Annotated in this window: 13 protein-coding genes; 6 read left to right on the top strand and 7 right to left on the bottom strand. The window is 71.7% G+C overall.

Going from position 1 to position 13,112, the window contains the following annotated elements:
• The first annotated feature begins 19 nt into the window (after positions 1-19).
• Both Vse01_RS06685 and mshD read left to right on the top strand, forming a co-directional pair.
• Positions 20-895 carry a polysaccharide deacetylase family protein gene (locus Vse01_RS06685; protein ID WP_373870646.1) on the top strand — a complete coding sequence of 292 codons (876 nt, stop codon included), beginning with the start codon at positions 20-22 and terminating at the stop codon, positions 893-895.
• A gap of 57 nt (positions 896-952) precedes the next feature.
• Positions 953-1,879, top strand: coding sequence for a mycothiol synthase (gene mshD / locus Vse01_RS06690; protein WP_093403387.1), 927 nt, complete (start codon positions 953-955; stop codon positions 1,877-1,879).
• A gap of 9 nt (positions 1,880-1,888) precedes the next feature.
• Here the strand turns inward: mshD and Vse01_RS06695 are convergent, their stop codons facing one another.
• Positions 1,889-2,719, bottom strand: coding sequence for an NUDIX hydrolase (locus Vse01_RS06695; protein ID WP_093403385.1), 831 nt, complete (start codon positions 2,717-2,719; stop codon positions 1,889-1,891).
• Positions 2,720-2,795: 76 nt separating this feature from the next.
• On the opposite strand from Vse01_RS06695, the gene Vse01_RS06700 reads away from it, so the two are divergent.
• Entirely contained in the window at positions 2,796-3,764 is a 969-nt protein-coding gene (locus Vse01_RS06700; RefSeq protein ID WP_093403383.1) for a Gfo/Idh/MocA family protein, read from the top strand.
• A gap of 49 nt (positions 3,765-3,813) precedes the next feature.
• On the opposite strand, the gene Vse01_RS06705 is transcribed toward Vse01_RS06700, so the two are convergent.
• The 4 genes from Vse01_RS06705 to Vse01_RS06720 form a co-directional block, all read right to left on the bottom strand.
• A complete protein-coding gene (locus Vse01_RS06705) occupies positions 3,814-4,818 on the bottom strand; it encodes an inorganic phosphate transporter (protein ID WP_093403382.1) in 1,005 nt (334 codons plus the stop codon).
• Between the two features lie 4 nt (positions 4,819-4,822).
• Positions 4,823-5,449 (bottom strand): DUF47 domain-containing protein, encoded by a 627-nt coding sequence (locus Vse01_RS06710; RefSeq protein WP_093403380.1) that lies wholly within the window; start codon positions 5,447-5,449, stop codon positions 4,823-4,825.
• 133 nt (positions 5,450-5,582) lie between these two features.
• Positions 5,583-6,515 carry a PPK2 family polyphosphate kinase gene (locus Vse01_RS06715; RefSeq protein ID WP_093403378.1) on the bottom strand — a complete coding sequence of 311 codons (933 nt, stop codon included), beginning with the start codon at positions 6,513-6,515 and terminating at the stop codon, positions 5,583-5,585.
• Between the two features lie 102 nt (positions 6,516-6,617).
• A complete protein-coding gene (locus tag Vse01_RS06720; protein ID WP_093403376.1) occupies positions 6,618-7,124 on the bottom strand; it encodes a DUF402 domain-containing protein in 507 nt (168 codons plus the stop codon).
• 57 nt (positions 7,125-7,181) lie between these two features.
• Between Vse01_RS06720 and Vse01_RS06725 the strand changes: the two genes are divergently transcribed.
• The gene (locus tag Vse01_RS06725; RefSeq protein WP_373870648.1) at positions 7,182-9,407 is read left to right on the top strand and encodes an ATP-dependent DNA helicase; all 2,226 of its coding nucleotides are present in this window, start codon (positions 7,182-7,184) and stop codon (positions 9,405-9,407) included.
• 23 nt (positions 9,408-9,430) lie between these two features.
• Here Vse01_RS06725 and Vse01_RS06730 read toward each other — a convergent pair whose 3' ends face one another.
• Entirely contained in the window at positions 9,431-10,729 is a 1,299-nt protein-coding gene (locus tag Vse01_RS06730) for an AI-2E family transporter (RefSeq protein WP_093403697.1), read from the bottom strand.
• 166 nt (positions 10,730-10,895) lie between these two features.
• On the opposite strand from Vse01_RS06730, the gene Vse01_RS06735 reads away from it, so the two are divergent.
• Complete coding sequence (locus Vse01_RS06735; RefSeq protein ID WP_093403375.1) at positions 10,896-11,234, top strand: GroES family chaperonin; 339 nt, start codon at positions 10,896-10,898, stop codon at positions 11,232-11,234.
• Between the two features lie 88 nt (positions 11,235-11,322).
• The gene (locus Vse01_RS06740; RefSeq protein WP_166458800.1) at positions 11,323-11,490 is read left to right on the top strand and encodes a hypothetical protein; all 168 of its coding nucleotides are present in this window, start codon (positions 11,323-11,325) and stop codon (positions 11,488-11,490) included.
• Between the two features lie 58 nt (positions 11,491-11,548).
• On the opposite strand, the gene Vse01_RS06745 is transcribed toward Vse01_RS06740, so the two are convergent.
• Entirely contained in the window at positions 11,549-13,045 is a 1,497-nt protein-coding gene (locus Vse01_RS06745) for a PrsW family intramembrane metalloprotease (protein WP_093403373.1), read from the bottom strand.
• Positions 13,046-13,112 lie beyond the last annotated feature (67 nt).

A 13,112-nucleotide genomic window follows, 5' to 3' on the forward strand; every position in this document is an offset into this window, starting at 1 on the left:
AGTTGACCAGCGGGGGGCATTGGTGGGCGGTAACCAGGTGGGGGCGGCACGGGCCGTCGGGATCATCACGCTCGTGGTGACGGCGGTCCTCGGCACGGCGTACCTGCTCGGACGAAGCCTGGTGCCGGAGGCGTCGCGGACCGACACCGCCGTCACCGCGACCGGTGCCGATCACCCCGAGTACGCGGACCAGTCGGCCCCGATCGACGCCGAGCCCGACGCCACCCGCGCACCCGACACCGGGTCGGACGGGTCGCAGCGCACCGACGAGCAGGGGCAGGACCCGAACTTCGGCCCGATGGGCACCCGTGTGAGCACCGGCGACGCCGGTGTCGCGCTCACCTTCGACGACGGACCGCACCCCGACTACACCCCTCAGGTTCTCGCGATCCTGCGGGACTACCACGTCACGGCCACCTTCTGCGTGGTCGGCAAGAACGCCCAGGCGTACCCCTGGCTCGTCGAGCAGATCGTCGCCGAGGGGCACACCCTCTGCAATCACAGCTGGGACCATGACGTCGCCCTGGGCGCCCGGTCGATCGAGTGGATCCGCGCCGACCTGATGCGGACCAGCGAGGCGATCCGCGCCGCCGTGCCCGACGCGCCGATCGCCTGGTACCGGCAGCCGGGCGGCGCCTGGACCTACTCGGTCATCTCCGTCTCCCGTGACCTCGGCATGGCACCGCTGCACTGGACGCTGGACCCGTCCGACTGGCGGGCGCCGGGCGCCACCCGGATCGCCGCCGCCGTGCTCAACGGGGTACAACCCGGCTCGATCGTCCTGCTGCACGACGCGGGTGGCGACCGTCAGGGCACCGTCAACTCGTTGTACCGGATCCTGCCGGAACTGGCCGGCCGGTTCGACGTTCAGGCGCTGCCACCGCGCGGACTGTGACGGGGGTACCAACCGTCCCTCCGGGCGGCGCACCTCCGGTGCGGTTACGGTGATGCGATGAGCAGCACCCAGTCGGGCATCGACCAGGTCAGCCGCGTCGACCGACTCGGCCCGGCGGAGATCACCGACGTGCTGGCGCTCGCCCGGACGGCCGGCGACGCCGACGGGGCGGACCCGATGGACGAGCACGTGCTGCTCCGCCTGCGCGACGAGCACGCTGCCGCGAGCCACCTGGTTGCCCGCTCCACCGACGGCACGCTCACCGGGTACGCGCACCTCGACACGACCGACCCCGACAGCGGCGTCGGCGTGGAGCTGATGGTGCACCCGGCGTACCGGCGGCGCGGTACCGGACGGGCACTGGCCCGGGGGGTGCTGGCCACCGCCGCCGGGCCACTGCGGGCGTGGGCGCACGGCGACCACCCCTCGGCCGCTGCCCTCGCGGTCGACCTCGGATTTCACCGCGCCCGGGTCCTCTGGCAGCTACGTCGACCGCTCGCCGCGCCGCTGCCCGAACCGCGCCTGCCCGACGGGGTGACGCTGCGCGCGTTCCGCCCCGGCAGCGATGAGGAAGCCTGGTTGACGCTCAACGCGCGGGCCTTCGCCGACCACCCGGAGCAGGGCCGGTGGACCGCCGATGACCTGCGGGTACGCCTCACCGAACCGTGGTTCGACCCGGCCGGCTTCCTGCTCGCCGTCGAGTCGGCGACCGGCCGGCTGCTCGGCTTCCACTGGACCAAGGTGCACGAGCGACCCGGCTCCGCCCGCATCGGCGAGGTGTACGTGCTCGGGGTGGAGCCCACCGCGCACGGCGGCGGGCTCGGCCGGGCCCTGACCATGGCCGGGCTGGCGTACCTGCGCGACCGACGCGGACTGGACCGGGTGATGCTGTACGTCGACGAGTCGAACACCGGCGCGGTGGCGCTCTACGAGCGGCTCGGCTTCGCCCGCTGGTCCGCCCACGTCAACTACCAACTCGGCTGATCCGTCCGGTCAGGGCAGGTAGAACCGGGGCCGGTCGGGGTCGGACAGATCCAGCCGGGGCGTGATCGCGGTGACCGCGTCGCGGGCCGCTGCCGCCGCTGCCACCGCGGCGAGATCGGTGCAGGCGGCCACCTCGCCGAGGGTGACCAGGGTCGGCGGGAGCATTGTCAGGTCGCCGGCCGCCGCCTGCCGGCCCGCCTCGTCGGGCCGGATCCACAGCGTGTGGTCGGCCTCACCGGAGACGTCGCGGGTCCGCTGTCCCTCGGGCAGCAGCGCCACGAAGAAGTACGTGTCGAACCGACGTGGCTCGAATTCCGGGGTCACCCAGCGGCTCCACGGCAGCAGCAGGTCCGACCGGAGGGTGAGCCCGCGCCCGGCGAGCAGGTCGGCGAACCCGGTTCGCCGCTGTTCCAGGTCGGCCCGGGCAGCCTCCCAGCCGTCGTCGCTGACATCGCCGACGACCCGCGTCGCGTCCGGCCCGGCGAGCAGCACCCCCGCCTCCTCGAAGACCTCGCGGGCCGCCGCGCAGACCACCGCCTGCGCCGCCGCCGGGGCCAGCCCGAGGCGTACGCCCCAGTCCCTCGGTGCCGGGCCCGCCCAGTCCAGGTGGGTGGTGGAGTCCGAGGGGTCCACTCCACCACCTGGGAAGGCGTACATGCCGCCGAACGCCATCGCCACGACCCGGCGGATCAGGTAGACCTCGAAGCCCTCGTCGGCCGGGCGGAGCAGCAGCACGGTGGCGGCCACCCTGGGTACCGCCGGCACCGCGCCAGAGGCCCGGAACCTGCGGGCGTGCTCCACCAGCGCGGGCGGAGCCGGGAAGCCACTGTCGGTCGTCATGCGCCGAGACTAGGCCCTGGTCCCGACCCGTGGATGCCCAGTACAGCCCTCTGCTGATCTTCGGTAGCGTCGCGCCATGACTCGTTGGGGCATCCTGGCCACCGGCCACATCGCCGCCCGCTTCGCCGAGGACCTCCGGCTGGTGCCGGGGGCCGAACTCGTCGCGGTCGGTTCCCGCACCGCCGAGACCGCGGAACGCTTCGCGGACCGGCATGCCGTACCACGGGCGTACGGCTCCTGGGCGGAACTGGCTGCGGACGCCGACGTCGACGTGATCTACGTCGCCACCCCGCACGCCGCCCACCACGAGGCGGCCCTGACCTGCCTCACCGCCGGCCGGCCGGTGCTGGTGGAGAAGCCGTTCACCCTCGACCTGGCCACCAGCACCGAACTCGTCGACACCGCCCGCGCCGCCGGGGTCTTCCTCATGGAGGCGATGTGGATGCGGTGCAACCCGCTCATCCGGCGGGTCTGTCAACTGATCGCCGACGGCGCGATCGGCACCCTGACCGGGGTCCGGGCCGACTTCGGCGTCGCCGGCCCCTTCCCGCCTGAGCACCGGATGCGCGCGCGGGCGCTGGGCGGTGGCGCTCTGCTGGATCTCGGCGTCTACCCGATCAGCCTGGCCCACCTGCTGCTGGGCACGCCGCAGCACGTACGGTCCTGGGCGAAGCTGGGTCCGGAGGGCACGGACGAGAACACCGGCCTGGTCTTCGGCTACGACTCCGGTGCCGTGGCCACGTTGAGCTGCGGCATGGTGGGGGCCACCGGGCTCACCGCCTCGATCACCGGCAGCACCGGTCGGATCGATCTGCCCGAGCCGTTCTTCCGACCCGACAGGTTCACCCTCTACCGGGGCGACGCGGAGCCGGAGACGATCACCGAGGAGCTGGTCGGCTCGGGCTACCAGCACGAGGCCATCGAGGTGCAGCGGTGCCTGGCCGAGGGGCTCACCGAGAGCCCGTTGGTACCGCACTCGGCCACCCTGGAGATCATGGGGCTGCTGGACGACATCCGCGCCCAGATCGGCGTCTCCTACATCTGACGGCCTGTCGAAGGGCCCCTGGGCCGTCCCAGGGGCCCTTCGACCGTGCTCAGCTGAAGATGGGACGGACCAGGAAGTACATCAGGGCACCGATCGAGCCGGCCGCCGGGAAGGTCAGGATCCAGGCGCCGATGATGTTGCCGGCCACGCCCCAACGCACGGCGGAGAGCCGCTTGGTGGCGCCGACACCCATGATCGCCGAGGTGATCGTGTGCGTGGTCGAGATCGGCGCACCGAGCACCAGGGCGTTGAAGTAGAGCACGCCGCTGGCCACGGTCTCGGCCGCGAAACCCTCCGGCGGACGCAGGTCGATGATCTTCCGGCCCAGGGTCCGGATGATCCGCCAGCCGCCGGCGTAGGTGCCGGCCGCCAGCACGGCCGCCGAGGTCCAGAACGCCCACTCCGGGATGTAGGTGGCATCGTCCTGGTAGCCACCGACGAAGAGGGCGAGCACCACGATGCCGATGGTCTTGGCGGCGTCCTGCATGCCGTGGCCGACCGACATGGCCGCCGCCGAAGCGGTCTGTGCCCAGCGGAAACCGCGGTTGAGCTTGCCCGGGTGCCCGTTCCGGAAGACCCACTGCACAGCGATCATCACGATGTAGCCGAGGATGAAGCCGACCATCGGCGACAGGATCATCGGGATGATGACGCTCTCGCCGATGCCGGTCCAGAGCACGGTGCCGGAGGCGGCCACGGTCGAGCCGACCAGGCCACCGATCAGGGCGTGCGAGGACGACGAGGGCAGGCCGAAGTACCAGGTGATGAGGTTCCAGGTGATCGCGCCGATCACGCCGGCGAACACGATGCCGAGGCTGGAGACGCCGGTAGGCAGCTCGACCAGGCCGCTGCCGACGGTCTTGGCGACCTCGGCACCGAAGTGGGCGCCGATGAAGTTGCCGACCGCCGCCATGGCCAGGGCGACCCGGGGTGTCAGCGCTCGGGTGGAAATGCTTGTCGCGATCGCGTTGGCGGCGTCGTGGAAGCCGTTGGTGTAGTCGAACACCAGGGCCACCCCGATCACCGCCAGCACGGCGATGAGCTCGGGACTCACAGGATCAGGACTCCTTGACCGCGATGGTCTCGACCGTGTTGGCGACGTGCTCGAAGGCGTCGCAGGCGGCCTCCAGCTCGTCGGCGACCTCCTTCATCTTCAGCACGGTCAGCGCGTCGTACTCACCGGAGAAGAGCCGCACCAGCAGCATCCGGTAGGCCTGGTCGCCGTCGTTCTCCAGTCGGTTGATCTCGATCCAGTAATCCTCAAGATCCTTCATCGACTTGAGTCGGGGCATCGCGTCGGCGGTCAGCTTCGCCTGCTGGTCGAGCACGTGCACCAGCTCGTGCATCTCCCGGGGCAGCGACGGCAGCTTGGTCAGCCCGTAGAGGTAGAGCAGGTTGCCCACCGCCTCCAGGTGGTCCATGACGTCGTCCAGGAGGGAACCGAGCCGGTAGATGTCCTCGCGGTCGAAGGGGGTGACGAAGGTGGAGTTGATCTTCTTGTACAGATCGTGGGTGATCTGGTCGCTGTCGTGCTCCACCTCGGTGAGCCGCTCGCTCACCGACTGCACCTCGACATCGGGCAGGGCCAGCTCGTTGAGCAGCTCGGTACCCCGGACCAGATTCTGCGCGGCCCTGGTGAAGAGCTCGTAGAAAGCGCCCTCGTTGGGGCGGAAGGAAAACCTCACAGCACGGACCTCGTCGTGTCGGGTGGAAGGGGTGGCGGCCGTCGCTCCGGCGCCCTGCTGAGGGGAATGCTAGGGAACCGTCAGATCGGCGATTATTCGGCCCACCCCTGGCCAGATAGCATTCACCGCTCGTTCAACTTCCGTTCACCTTCACCGGCCCCGTGGTTCCCAGCAGTCGCTCGCGTTCCCGCTCGATGTCGAAGTCGGCTGGCGGATACCCCAGATCAAGAGTGTCGAACGTCTCACGCAGCAGGTGCGCCACCGCCCAGTCCCGGTACCACTTGCGGTCCGCCGGCACCACGTACCACGGCGCCAGGTCCGTACCGCACCTGGCGAGCACCTCGGCGTACGCGGCCTGGTAGTCGTCCCACCTGGCCCGGGCGTCGACGTCGGACGGGTGGTACTTCCAGTGTTTGGTCGGATCGTCGAGGCGGGCCAGCAGCCGCTCCGCCTGCTCGGCATTCGAGATGTGCAGGAAGACCTTGACCACGGTCACCCCGGTGTCGGTCAACTCCCGCTCGAACTCGCCGATCTCCGCGTACCGGGGTCGCCAGACCTCCTCCGGCGCCCGCTCCTGGACCCGGGGCACCAGCACGTCCTCGTAGTGCGAGCGGTTGAAGACCCCCAGGCTGCCCGGCGGCGGCAGGGCCCGGCGGATCCGCCACAGGAAGTGGTGCCGCAGTTCCTCGACGGTCGGCGGGCCGAACGCCCGGATGTGCACGCCGAGCGGATTCATCGCCCCGACCACCCGCTTGACCGTGCCGTCCTTGCCACCGCAGTCCATCGCCTGGAGCACCAGCAGCACCCGCCGACCGGCACCCGGGTCGGCCTTCGCGCCAGCGAACAGCATCTCCTGCTGCCGGGCCAACCCCGCACCCAGCCGGGTGAGCTGCCGGCGGGCCCAGGTCTTGCGGTCCGGCCCGGTCACCTCCGGGCCGGGCAACCCCGGAGTCGAACGGGGATCGATCTCCGCGAGGTCCACCGGGCCACCGGGCCGTACCCGGAGCAGGTCGCGTACCGCGCCGCCGTTCGGCGCCACCACGTCAAAGCCACAGTCGTCCACCATCGGAGCATCATCACCCGCCCGCCGCCGGTCCGCGCGACGGAGTCGCATCGTGCCGGGGTGCAGGGCCGGGGATGTCGGGGACGGTCCGCCCGCCGGCAGCGGTCAGACCACCAGGGCCAACCACTTGCGGTACGAGGTGGCAAACGGCTCCGTGCCATCCCCGAGCGCGCCCAACAGCCAGCGCGCCGCCGCCTCGGCCTCCACCACCAGGTCCTCGGGATACCCGAAGCGGGCCCGGTGCTCGGCGAACTCGTCCTCGTCGCGCAGCTCGACCAGGCCGGTCTCGCGACGCCGGACCACGTCCAGGTCGAGGTCGATCAGATGAACCGTGTCCTCGCCCTCCCACCGGGCCGGGCTGGCGATGTCGCAGTAGACCTCGCTGGTGCGGGGCGGCGGGTTGAACATGCCTGTCCACCAGGCGTGGTGCGGCACCAGCAGCACGAAGGGAATCTGCTCGACCGACGGCCGGCCGTGGTAGACCGAGCTGGTGCCGGCCGGCACGCCGAGCCAGATGCCGAGGTCGTCCTCGGCCAACCGACGGGCCGGGTAGTCGCGGTGGGCGCTGCCGTCGAACTTGCGGTAGATCACACGGATCACGTCGCTCGGCATGAGTCGCACCCTAGCCGATTCCGCCCACGCCTCGCCGTCGGGAAGTTACCGGACGACATGGCGGTATTCCGTGCCGCGCGACCGCGACACGGCCCGCTCGGTACCGACCGCGTCCGCCCCGGCGGGTACCGTGCCACGGTGACTCCGCCCCGCACCGCCACCGCCACCGCCCGCGACAAGGCACGTCGGCGGGGCGACCGGCCGGGCGGCGCCGAGCTGTTGTCCGCTGCGGTCGGTGCCGTCCCCGGCGGTACGGCCCGTCCTGGCCAGCAGCGGATGACCGCGGCGATCGAGGAATGCGTCAGCACCGGTGATCACCTGCTGGTGCAGGCCGGCACGGGCACCGGCAAGTCCCTGGCGTACCTCGCCCCGGCGTTGACTGTGGACGGCCCCGTGGTGGTCTCCACCGCCACCCTGGCGTTGCAGTCCCAGCTGGTGGAGCACGACCTGCCCCGGTTGGCCGACGCCGTCGAACCGTTGCTCCGGCGCCGCCCCACGTTCGCCGTGCTGAAGGGCCGCCACCACTACCTCTGCCTCGCCCGGCTGGAGAACTCCACGGCGGACGAGCCGGAGGACACCCTCTTCGACGCCCCGACCGAGCGCCCCGGCGGCACCCGCTGGCTCGGTGAGGCCGGCCGGCTGGGCAAGCAGATCCAGCGCCTGCGGGACTGGGCCCTGGAGACCGACACCGGTGACCGCGACGAGTTGGACCCGGGCGTCGACGACCAGACGTGGCGGCTGGTCTCCATGCCCGCCCGCGAGTGCGTCGGCGCGTCCCGCTGCCCGTACGGTGCGGAGTGCTTCGCCGAGGCTTCCCGGGCCCGGGCCCGGGAGGCGGACATCGTGGTGACCAATCACAGCCTGCTCGCGGTCGACATGCTCGCCGGCCGACACATCGTCCCGCCGCACCGGCTGTTGGTCGTCGATGAGGCCCACGAACTGGCGGACCGGGTCTCCTCGGCGGCCCAGGCGGAGCTGACCCCGGAGCTGATCGACAGGTCCGCCCGGCGGGCGCGGCCGCTGCTGCGCCCGGAGACGGCCGAAGCGCTGACCGCATCGGGTGACGCCCTCGCGGTCGGGTTGGCCGAGGCACCGGTCGGGCGGATCACGAGCGGGTTGCCCGGCCCGCTCCGGGAGGCCTGCACGCTGTTGGACGCCGCCACCCGTACCGCCCTGGACAGCATCGGCGACGTCAAGGCCGACGACCCCGACCCGGTACGCAAGCAGCAGGCCAAGGCCGTCCTCGACGAGTTGTCCACCACCGCTCAGCGGTTGCTGGAGGAGGCCGAGCACGACGTGGCCTGGGTGGAGCGCAACGACGTGACCGGACGGCGGGCACTTGTGGTGGCGCCGCTCTCGGTTGCCGGCACCCTGGCCACCCACCTCTACGACGAGCGGACCGTGGTGGCCACCTCGGCCACGCTCGCGCTCGGCGGGCGGTTCGACACGGTCGCCCGGGCACTGGGCCTCGACTCGCCTCCGCCCGGCCCACCGTCGCCGGCCGCCGCCGCCCTCGCCCAGGCCACCCGGCGACCGTCCACGCCGGACGATTCGGCGGGTGCTACGACACCGAGCCCGCCGGACCCCGCCGACGGGTTGACGGACTCCGGGCTCGGGTGGCGTTCACTGGACGTTGGCTCGCCGTTCGACTATCCCCGGCAGGGAATCCTCTACGTTGCCGCCCACCTGCCCCGCCCGGGGGCCTCCGGGCTGCCCGAGGCCGCCGGGGAGGAACTGCTCGCGCTGGTCACCGCGCTCGGTGGGCGTACGCTCGGGCTCTTCTCCTCGCGCCGGGCCGCGCAGCAGGCGGCGGAGCTGCTGCGCGCGCGGACCGACCTGCCGGTGCTGCTTCAGGGTGAGGAGACGCTGCCGCTGCTGGTCCGACGTTTCCGCGAGGAACGGTCGAGCTGCCTGTTCGGGGTGATGTCGTTGTGGCAGGGCGTCGACGTGCCGGGCGACGCGTGCCAGCTCGTGGTGATCGACCGGCTTCCGTTTCCTCGCCCCGACGAACCGCTCGCTGCGGCCCGGGCGGCGGCGGTCGACGCGCAGGGCGGCTCCGGCTTTGCCGCGGTGAGCGTCCCGATCGCGGCGGTTCGGCTAGCACAGGGCGTGGGCCGGTTGATCCGGGCCAGCGGTGACCGGGGCGTGGTGGCGGTGCTCGACTCCCGGCTGGAGACGGCCCGCAGCTACGGCTCGTTCCTCCGCCGCTCGTTGCCCCCGTTCTGGTACACGACCCGCCCGGAGGTGGCCCGGGGCGCACTGACCCGCCTCGCCGCGAGCTGAGCCGGCCGACGGCGCAGCCCGGGTCAGGGTGCCCGGGCGGCGACGACGACGGCGTCGGGCGGGGTGTCCGGAACGCGCCGGGCGGCGAGGCGGCGTACCGCCGTGTTGAGCACCGCGATGATGGGCACCGCCACCAGCGCGCCGGTGATCCCGGCGAGGACGACGCCGGCCGCCAGACCGATGATCACTGCGAGCGGGTGGATGGCGACCGCCCTACCCATGATCAGCGGCTGGAGGACGTGTCCCTCCACCTGCTGCACACCGATCACCACGCCCAGGATGATCAACGCGGTAACCGGGCCGCTGTCGACCAACGCCACAAGCACCGCCACGCCCCCGGAGAGGGTCGCACCGACGATCGGGATGAACGCGCCGAGGAAGACCAGGGCGGCCAGCGGAAAGGCGAACGGGATGTCGAAGATGACCAGGAAGATGCCGATGCCGACGGCGTCGATGAAGGCGACCAGCACCGTCGCCCGGACGTAGGCGACAAGCGTCGCCCAGGCGGCCCGACCGGCGTCGTCGACCTTCCAACGCGCGGCAACGGGCAGCAGCCGGACCAGGAACCGCCAGATGATGTTGCCGTCGCGCAGGAAGAAGAAGGTGGCGAAGAGGACCAGCACCGTGCCGGTCAGCACCTCGGCCAGGGTGGCCGCGGTGGAGAGGGCACCGCTGGTGAACCGCTCGGTGTTGTTGTCGACCCACCGCTGGGTCTCCTCGATGTACCGGTCGAGGTCGTTGTCCGACAGGTGCAGCGGCCCGGTCTTGAGCCACTCCTGGATCTGCTGCAACCCCTGGGTGGACTTCGCGGTCAGTTCCGGAACGCCCTTGATGAACTCGTTGACCACCAGGGTGAGCGTGCCGATCACCGCGGCCAGCCCGGTCACCAGCACCACCGCGGTCGCCAGGGATCGCGGCAGGCGGGCCCGCAGCAGCCAGCCGACCGCGGGTGCCAGCAGCGCCGACAGCAGCAGCGCCACCGCCAACGGGATGATCACGATGCTGATCGTGCCGACGAGCTTCAGCAGCGCCCAGAAGACGATGCCGATGACGATCAGCCGCCAGCACCACGCGGCGGCGATCCGCAGTGCGTGCGGCACGTCGGCGTCGTCCCGACTGGAGGTGGAGTTGTGCAGCGCGGTGGGCGTCTCGGCACCGACCACCGTCGCCGCCGCCGGTGCCACCGGACCAGGGCTCGACGGCGACGCCAGGCCGGGCGGCTCCGAGACGTCGGCGGGACTCCGGCGACCCGCTCTGACCGATTCCCGGCCCGACTCGTACGCGCGACGCAGCCGTCCGCGTATCCGCTCGAAGCGGCTCAAGCGCACCTCCCGGCAGATCGGCCTGCGCACTGCGTCAGGTCGGACAGGATACGCCCGACCAGGCAACGGTAGGACGAATTCGCCACCCACAGTGCCCCGCCCGACCGGTCCGCTAACCAGGTGACCACCGACGGCCCACGGGGGACGACACGGTAGCGTCTGCGGCGTGACCGCCGATCCGAACCTCGACTCCGGCCTGCCCATCCGGCTGCTACACGACCGCGTGCTGGTGCGGATGGAGGGCAGCGAAGGCGAGCGGCGTTCCAGCGCCGGCATCGTGATTCCTGCCACCGCGGCGGTGGGCAAACGCCTGGCGTGGGCCACCGCCGTCGGCGTCGGGCCCAACGTACGCTCCATCGTCTCGGGCGACCGGGTGCTCTTCGACCCCGATGACCGATCCGAGGTCGAGCTGCACGGCCGTGGCTACGTGCTGCTGCGCGAACGCGACGTGCACGCGGTGGCCGCCGAGCGGATCGAGGAGAACGCGACAGGTCTCTATCTCTGACCGGCTTCCGTCCCCTCCAACGGCCCACGCGTCGTTTGCCGCGCTCCCCGGCGGGAAGCCAGCCGCACCACCGGCCTGGGGAGGGACGATGCCGGTATTCGTGAAAAAGGTGCTGGCCTGGGGAAGCCTCGCGTTTCTGATCTACTTCATGGCGTTCCGGCCGGAGGGCGCCGCACAGATGTTCAAGGCCATCGGTGCGGCCCTGATGATGATGGCCCAGGGGCTCGGAGACTTCCTCACCAGCCTGATGACGTGAGCCCACCGAGCGGCCGCCCCGGTCACCGGCCGGGCCGGAACCGGGCCGACGGGGGCGGTCAGCGGTGGCCGGGTGGCCAGGGGGCGGCGGGACGGGGGCCGTACCAGCCGGGGTGGCCGTATCCGGCGGGGAACGCGGGCGGCGGGGGCGGCGGGGTGAGCACCACCGGGATCGGGACCACCGGCTCCTCGGGGGCCTCCACCGCCCGCTGCGAACCGTCCGGGAACCACAGGTGGTAGCGGTGCCCGTCCCAGACACCGACCGGCGACTGCGGGTCCCGGCCCACGAAGTACGACCGGTACGCGGCGATGGAGTGGAGCAGTTCCTGTTCCTCCCGGGCCGTCCGGTCCCGGTCGACGGGGCGGCGGTCCAGACCTCGGGTGGCACCGTCCCGAAGCAACGCCAACCGGGTCGCCGCGAACTGGTAGCCACGCATCGCCCGTAGACCGGCGTCGCCGGCCACCCGCCGGGCCCACACCCGGGCCGCGTGTCGTCGACCGAGGCTGCTCAACGCGGCCACCTCAGGTGGCGTGAGCCAACCGGCCCGGACGTAGTCCGGCAGCACCCGCTCGGTGAGCCGTCCCTCCCAGGCCCGCAGCCACACCGCCAGGCCGACCATGCCGAAGAAGATCGGAACCATCACGCCGACGAAGCCGAAGAGCGAGATCAGCACCTGACCGGTGGCCTGGGTCAGCGTCGGCAGCAGGTTCCACGTCCCGTGCAGCATCATCGCCAGCAGCAGCCCGGCGACCGGGGCGAAGAACCGCACCCGACGGTCCGCCGACCGTGCGGCGATACCGAGCCCGATACCGGCCATCGAGGTGAACAGCGGATGGGCGAACCCGAAGAGCAGGATCCGGACGATGAAGATGGCGATGACCTGTTGCGCCCCGGTCGCCGGCCCGTACTGCTCGACGCCCGAGGCGTACCCGAGCCCGCCGAGGTAGAGGATGTTCTCCACCATCGCGAAGCCGATCGCGGAGAGCCCGCAGTAGACCAGCCCGTCGGTGATGCCGGACCACTCCCGCCGCCGAAACACCAGCAGCAGGATCGGACCGAGCGTCTTGGTCAGTTCCTCGATGAAGGGCGCGACCAGAACGGCGGTGAGCCCGACGGGCAGCCCCTGGTCGTCGAACCAGTTGGCGGCCGTCTCGTTGACCATCAGTGACGCGGCGGTGGAGACGAAGGCGCCCCACGCGAAGCAGAAGACCAGGTATTTCAGCGGCTCGGGTTCGTACCGGTCGAGCCAGAGGAAGCAGGCCACCAGCACCGGGACCGGCAGGATCGCGGCGGCGGTGCCGACCAGCAACGCCTCTGCGCCAAGGCTGGTGCCGAGCGTGAAGATCATGAAGATCGCGCAGGCCGCGATCAGGATGATCACCCCGATCAGCACCAGTGCCCGTCGCCAGCTGAGGCGGCGTCGCGGCATTCCGGGTACGCCACCCTCCACGCCTGGGGCGACGGGCACGGACTGCGACGGCGGCAGTGATCCGCCGGACGGGGTGACGGCCATGCGGTCAGCGTAGTCATGCCCGGCCCGTCGGGCCGGGCGCATGGCCACCCCGAGGACAGAGCGACGGCAACGCCGCCAGCCGACGTGCCAGGGCGCGCCGCAGCCCCGC

The organism is Micromonospora sediminimaris, assembly GCF_016863575.1.
Lineage (GTDB): Bacteria > Actinomycetota > Actinomycetes > Mycobacteriales > Micromonosporaceae > Micromonospora > Micromonospora sediminimaris.

What these genes read in the sequence shown, in the direction of transcription:
- mshD (WP_093403387.1), top strand. Translation starts at nt 953, where the DNA reads ATGAGCAGCACCCAGTCGGGCATCGACCAGGTCAGCCGCGTCGACCGA.
- Vse01_RS06695 (WP_093403385.1), bottom strand. Translation starts at nt 2,719, where the DNA reads ATGACGACCGACAGTGGCTTCCCGGCTCCGCCCGCGCTGGTGGAGCAC.
- Vse01_RS06700 (WP_093403383.1), top strand. Translation starts at nt 2,796, where the DNA reads ATGACTCGTTGGGGCATCCTGGCCACCGGCCACATCGCCGCCCGCTTC.
- Vse01_RS06715 (WP_093403378.1), bottom strand. Translation starts at nt 6,515, where the DNA reads ATGGTGGACGACTGTGGCTTTGACGTGGTGGCGCCGAACGGCGGCGCG.
- Vse01_RS06720 (WP_093403376.1), bottom strand. Translation starts at nt 7,124, where the DNA reads ATGCCGAGCGACGTGATCCGTGTGATCTACCGCAAGTTCGACGGCAGC.
- Vse01_RS06725 (WP_373870648.1), top strand. Translation starts at nt 7,182, where the DNA reads ATGGCGGTATTCCGTGCCGCGCGACCGCGACACGGCCCGCTCGGTACC.
- Vse01_RS06740 (WP_166458800.1), top strand. Translation starts at nt 11,323, where the DNA reads ATGCCGGTATTCGTGAAAAAGGTGCTGGCCTGGGGAAGCCTCGCGTTT.
- Vse01_RS06745 (WP_093403373.1), bottom strand. Translation starts at nt 13,045, where the DNA reads ATGCGCCCGGCCCGACGGGCCGGGCATGACTACGCTGACCGCATGGCC.